The sequence below is a fragment of the Acidisphaera rubrifaciens HS-AP3 genome, assembly GCF_000964365.1.
Lineage (GTDB): Bacteria > Pseudomonadota > Alphaproteobacteria > Acetobacterales > Acetobacteraceae > Acidisphaera > Acidisphaera rubrifaciens.
In genome coordinates this window covers 1-5,711 of record NZ_BANB01000187.1, presented here as the reverse complement: position 1 = coordinate 5,711, position 5,711 = coordinate 1, and the positions used below count along the sequence as shown (strand labels likewise).

6 protein-coding genes are annotated in these 5,711 nt (G+C 71.4%); 5 read left to right on the top strand and 1 reads right to left on the bottom strand.

The features are described from left to right. Nucleotides 1-2,147 (bottom strand): indolepyruvate ferredoxin oxidoreductase family protein (locus B8460_RS06770; RefSeq protein WP_148360418.1); only part of this gene is annotated, 2,147 nt, incomplete at its 3' end. Between the two features lie 187 nt (nucleotides 2,148-2,334). Here B8460_RS06770 and B8460_RS06765 point away from each other — a divergent pair. The 5 genes from B8460_RS06765 to B8460_RS06745 form a co-directional block, all read left to right on the top strand. Continuing rightward, a complete protein-coding gene (locus B8460_RS06765; protein ID WP_048860822.1) occupies nucleotides 2,335-2,808 on the top strand; it encodes an Lrp/AsnC family transcriptional regulator in 474 nt (157 codons plus the stop codon). A 7-nt stretch (nucleotides 2,809-2,815) separates the two neighbouring features. After that, entirely contained in the window at nucleotides 2,816-3,253 is a 438-nt protein-coding gene (gene paaI, locus B8460_RS06760; RefSeq protein ID WP_048860821.1) for a hydroxyphenylacetyl-CoA thioesterase PaaI, read from the top strand. A 118-nt stretch (nucleotides 3,254-3,371) separates the two neighbouring features. Beyond that, nucleotides 3,372-3,797 carry a hypothetical protein gene (locus tag B8460_RS06755; protein WP_048860820.1) on the top strand — a complete coding sequence of 142 codons (426 nt, stop codon included), beginning with the start codon at nucleotides 3,372-3,374 and terminating at the stop codon, nucleotides 3,795-3,797. 415 nt (nucleotides 3,798-4,212) lie between these two features. Further along, nucleotides 4,213-5,286, top strand: coding sequence for a Zn-dependent alcohol dehydrogenase (locus tag B8460_RS06750; RefSeq protein WP_206742644.1), 1,074 nt, complete (start codon nucleotides 4,213-4,215; stop codon nucleotides 5,284-5,286). 32 nt (nucleotides 5,287-5,318) lie between these two features. Further along, nucleotides 5,319-5,711, top strand: a 393-nt coding sequence (locus tag B8460_RS06745; protein WP_048860818.1) for a class I SAM-dependent methyltransferase, incomplete at its 3' end; no start/stop codon positions are given.

Sequence of the window (5,711 nt, the reverse complement as noted above, 5' to 3'; positions counted from 1 at the left end):
AGCGCCGCGGCGTCGGGCGGCGGCAGCGTCTCGGCGAGGGCGGCCTCGCGCGTCTCCCACCGCGCATCGGCGGCGGGGGCGCGGGGCGGCCCGTCCTGCGTGACGAAACTCGGGCAGAAGCCCTTGAGGCAGGAGAGATCGACGTTGCACGCGGTCGGGTTGATGCGTCGCTTGCGGCCGAGCGGGGTGTCGATCGGCTCGATCGCGATGCACAGCGACTGCGCCGAGCAGTCGCCGCAATTCTCGCAGACATCGGCGTTGATGCGGACGTTGACGTCGGCCTGCGCCATGGTGCCGCGCTTGCGGCGGCGGCGTTTTTCGGTGGCGCAGACCTGGTCGTAGATCAGGACGGTCACGCCGGGGATGTCGCGCAGGGTGCGCTGGACCTCGTCGAGCTGGTCGCGCCCGGCGCGCAGCGTGCCGGCGGGCAGGGCGGCGACGGCGGGCAGGCGGTCGGGATCGTCGGCGACGACGGCGACGCGCGCGACGCCCTCCGCCGCGACCTGGGCCGCGATGTGGACGACGGAGGGGCCGCCTTCGGCCGGCTGGCCGCCGGTCATGGCGACGGCGTCGTTGAACAGGATCTTGTAGGTGACGTTGGTGCCCGCCGCGACCGCCTGACGGATCGCGAGGCTGCCGGAATGCTGATAGGTGCCGTCGCCGAGGTTGACGAACATGTGCGGCAGGTCGGTGAAGGGGGCCATGCCGGCCCAGCCCGCGCCCTCGCCGCCCATCTGGCTGAAGGTGCGGGTGACGTCCGCCTCGCCCATCGTCAGGAAGTGGCAGCCGATGCCGGCATTGGCAAAGCTGCCGTCCGGGATGCGGGTCGAGGTCGCGTGCGGGCAGCCGGCGCAGAAGGCGGGGGTGCGCTGCAATTGCCCGGCGAAGGGGGCGGGCGGGGTGACGGTGGGCGGCAGCGGCGCGTCGAGCCCGAGGGCGCGCAGGGTGCGCACGATGGCCCCGGCCACGTCCTCCGGCGCGATTTCCATGACGGCGGGCAGCAGCGGGCTGCCGTCGAGCGCCGTCTTGCCGATGATCGCGGGGCGGCGGTCGGCCGGCATGTCATAGAGGGCGTCGCGGGCCTGGGCCTCGACGATGCTGCGCTTTTCCTCGACGACGAGCAGCACGCGGCGGCCGGCGGCGAAGCGGCGCAGCCCCTCCGCCTCGATCGGCCAGGTAAGCCCGACCTTATAGAGGGCGATGCGCGGGTCGCCCTCGAGGCCGAGCAGGCGCAGCGCGTGGATCGTGTCGGCGTGCGCCTTGCCCACGGTGACGAGGCCGAGCGGCGCGTCCTCGCCCGCCGCGACCAGCCGGTCGAACGGGTTGGCGCGCGCCCAGGCGAGTGCCGCCGGGATGCGGTCCTCCATCAGCCGGCGCTCGAGTTCGGCGCGGTCGCGCGGATAGGCGAGGGCGGTGTCGTAGCCCATCGGGTGGGCAGGCAGGGGGAAGTCGGGCGTGGCCCAGGCCTCGGCGCCGGGGATGTGGACGGTGGCCCCCTGTTCGGCCGTCTCGCTGGTCAGCTTCAGCGCGACCCAGAGGCCGGAGAAGCGCGAGAGCGCATAGCCGGCGAGCCCGTAATCCAGGATGTCCTGCACGCCCGCGGGCGCGAGGACGGGCATCATCACGCCGTGCAGCACGTGGTCGGTCTGGTGCGGATAGACCGATGATTGCGCCCCGTGGTCGTCGCCGGTGACCGCGAGCACCCCGCCGAGGGCGGCGGTGCCGAGCATGTTGGCGGCGCGGAACGGGTCGCCGGACCGATCGACGCCCGGCCCCTTGCCGTACCACATGCCGAACACGCCATCGACACGCTTGCCGGGGAAGGCGTCGAGTTGCTGGCTGCCCCAGAGCATGGTGGCGGCCAGATCCTCGTTCAGTCCCGGCTGGAAGCGTATGTCGTGCGCGTCGATCAGCTTGCGCCGCCGCCAGAGTTCGAGGTCGAGCCCGCCAAGGGGCGAGCCGCGATAGCCGGAGACGAGACCGGCGGTGCGCCGCCCGGCCGCGCGGTCGCGCCGCGCCTGTTCGAGCAGCACGCGCACCAGCGCCTGGATGCCGGTCATCAGCAGCTTGTCGCCGGTGTCGGTGTAGCGGGATTCCAGCGGTCGTGCGGTCAGCGGAACGCCGTTCGTCGGGACGCCGATATCCATCGCAACCTTCCCCGGCCCCTGGGCCGTGCCGTGCGTTTCGAAAGCCCGACTCTAATCTGGAGTTGGTGCGTGCGTCCTGCCATAGTTGACCAGCAGCGATGCGGAGATTGGCAGAATCTTCTAATGGTGCGGTGCAAAATGATATGCCGTCTCAGCCCGGCTGCGGGCGATGCCCCGCGGCGCGCGCATGCAGCTTGATCGTATCGACGTCGCCATCCTCGATCACCTGCAGCAGGACGGGCGGGCGACGACCGTGGAGCTGGCGGAGCGGGTGGGACTGTCCGCCTCGCCCTGCCACCGGCGGCAGCGCCTACTGGAGGAGGCGGGGATCATCCAGCGCTATGTCGCGCTGCTCGATCAGGAGCGGGTGGGGCTCGCGGTCCACGTGTTCGTCACGATCGAGCTGGCGGCGCAGAGCGAGGCCAACCTCGAACGCTTCGAACGGGCGATCGCCGACTATCCCGAGGTGATGGAGTGCTACGAGATGGCGGGCACCAGCGACTATCTGCTGCGCGTGGTGTGCGCCGACCTCGCCAGCTATGAGCAGTTCATGCGCGGCCGGCTGTCGCGCATCGACGGGGTGCGGGCGATCCGGTCGGCCTTCGCCCTCAAGCGGGTGATCTATCGGACCAACCTGCCGCTGCCGCGACCGCCGAAATGAGGGGCCGATGAGCGTCTCCGACGATCCGCAGCACCTGGCGGCAGCCTGTGCCGAGGCGATGTGGCGCGACGACGAGGCGGCCCGCGGGCTTGGCATACGCCTCGATGCGATCGGGCCGGGGACGGCGACCATGTCGATGGCGGTGACGCAGGCGATGGCGAACGGCCACGGCATGTGTCACGGCGGCTTCATCTTCACCCTCGCCGACACCGCCTTTGCCTATGCCTGCAACAGCCACGGCGAGCGCGCGGTGGCGCAGCACGCGGCGATCACCTTCCTGCGGCCCGCGCGGGTGGGAGAGCGGCTGGTCGCGACCGCCGCCGACCGGGCGCAGGCGGGGCGCACGGGCCTGACCGACATCGAGGTGCGCGGCGGCGATGGCGGGCTGGTCGCCGTCTTCCACGGCCAGTCGCGCCGGCTAGGCCAGCCATTCTTCCCGGCATGATGCGACATCCGTGCAACATGGTGTGCTTTTTAGTTGCATTTCCACGTGCATGCCCGGGTAAGGATGTTAAGGTGTTCGGGTCATTGTGCCGGCCTAACAAGACAAGACAGGACATGCCATGAACGGACGTCTCATCCTGACGGCGATCTCCGCCGTTGCCCTCGCCGCGCCTGCTTTCGCGGCAACCCCCTACACCTCCGCGATGCGCAAGCATCACCCCGCGTCGCAGCAGTCGATGGCCGCCAACGACAGCACGACGACCCCCGACAAGACGAGCGGTAAGGCCACGAGCGGCAGCCATCACATGTCGGGCATGCATCACATGTCCGGATCGCATCACATGTCGAGCATGCATCACGGCAGCATGTCCGGCATGCACCACATGTCCGGCAAGGGCATGCGGTCGGGTGGCGACATGTCGGCCGACGATCTGAACGCCGAGAGCCTCAAGGCGGCGCAGACCGGCACGCCGTTCATGCCGGGCGGCGGTGGCGGCGGCGCCGCCCCGGCGCCGGCTCCGATGCCGGCCGGCTCGTCGAAGTAACGCGGCGCGCCGACGGTCCTGTCCCGCGGTCCCGGCCGGGCGCCTCGCCCGGCCGGCGGAACGCGGGGCGGAACGCCGGCTGCCGTCTTTCGGCGACCCTATCGGCTCGCCGTCGATGTCCGCGCCGGGCGGGTCCCCGTGACCCGCCCGGCGTGACACGTTTGTGCCGTCCGGGTGACCTGACCCGGGCTGGCCCGACCCGGGTGACCTGACCCGGACACGGCGCGCCGCGGCGGCGTTGCGCGGTCGCTCTCCCGGCTGACGCTGGTCTCTCGCGGCGCGGCCGCCGGCGGTCGGTCTTGTCTTGGCAGCGCCGGGCGGGCAGCCTCCGCCGCGTCGCCGCCTTCGCGCCCCGGATGCGGCCGCGTTCCCGACCGGAGATCACGCCGATGGAGGCCTGCCCATGAAAGCCGCCGTGCTCCATGCCCCGGGCACCCCAATCACGATCGAGGACGTGTCCATCACCCGCCCGCAACGGCGGGAGGTGCTGCTGCGCACCGCCTATGCCGGGCTTTGCCACAGCGACCTGCATTTCATCGAAGGGCTGTGGCCCTGGCCGATGCCGTGCGTGCTCGGCCATGAATCCTCGGCCATCGTCGAGGCGGTGGGCGAGGACGTGACGCATGTGAAGCCGGGCGATCACGTCGTGACCTGCCTGTCGGTGTTCTGCGGCACCTGCACGCCCTGTCTGACCGGGCACCCCAACCTGTGCGAGGGGACGGACGTGAAGCTGCCGCCGGGCGCCGCGCGCCGGCTCGCGTGGCAGGGCGACGTGCTGCATCAGTTCATGAACCTGTCGTCCTTTGCCGAGCAGATGCTGGTGCACGAGAACGCGCTGGTGAAGATCGACGACGACATCCCGCTCGCGCAGGCGGCGCTGGTCGGCTGCGGCGTTATCACCGGCGTCGCCTCGGTGTTCCACGCGGCGAAGGTCGAGCCGGGGAGCACGGTCGCGGTGATCGGCTGCGGCGGCGTCGGCCTGTCGGCGGTGGCGGGCGCGGCGCTGGCCGGGGCGGCGCGGATCATCGCCATCGATACGCTGGCGTCGAAGCTCGATCTGGCGCGCGCGCTCGGCGCGACCGACACCGTCGATGCCTCCGCCGTCGATCCGGTCGGCGCGGTGCGCGACCTGACGGGCGGCGGCGTCGCCTACAGCTTCGAGGCGCTGGGGCTGAAGGCAACGGCGGAGCAGGCGTTCCGCATGCTGCGTCCGGGCGGTCTGGCGACGGTGATCGGCATGCTGCCGGTCGGCGTGAAGATCGAGCTGCAGGGCGCCGACCTGCTGCGCGACAAGCGCATCCAGGGCACCACGATGGGCGGCAACCGCTTCCGGGTGGACATGCCGCGCATCCTGCAGTTCTGGCGGCAGGGGCGGCTCAATCTCGACCACCTGATCTCCGGCGAGATGGCGCTCGCCGACATCAACGACGGCTTCGCCAACCTCAAATCCGGCGCCCCCGTGCGCCAGCTCATCGCCTTTGCGCACTGATCCGCACCCGGCGACGCTCCAGGAACCCACGCATGACCGCTGACGCCGCGACCGACGCCCCGCGCGACGAGGAAGCCTATTGGAACGAGGACGGCGGCCCGCGCTGGGTCGCGTTGCAGACGAAGATCGACGCGCTGTTCGACGGGCTGACGCGCACCACGCTCGATCGCGTGGGCCCGGTCGCGGGCGAGCGCGTGCTCGACATCGGCTGCGGCTGCGGCGCCACGGTGCTGCAACTGGCCGAGCGGGTCGGGCCGGGCGGGCATGTCACCGCGGCCGATTTCTCGCGCGTGATGCTGGCGCGCGCGCGGGCGCGGGTGGCGGAGGCGGGACTTGCGAACGTCACGCTCGAGGTCGCCGACGCATCGACGCATGATTTCTCCGCCGCCGCCGCCGATCTGATCTTCTCCCGCTTCGGCGTGATG

Coding starts and splice junctions, on each gene's coding strand:
- B8460_RS06765 (WP_048860822.1), top strand. CDS start 2,335: ATGCAGCTTGATCGTATCGACGTCGCCATCCTCGATCACCTGCAGCAG.
- B8460_RS06755 (WP_048860820.1), top strand. CDS start 3,372: ATGAACGGACGTCTCATCCTGACGGCGATCTCCGCCGTTGCCCTCGCC.
- paaI (WP_048860821.1), top strand. CDS start 2,816: ATGAGCGTCTCCGACGATCCGCAGCACCTGGCGGCAGCCTGTGCCGAG.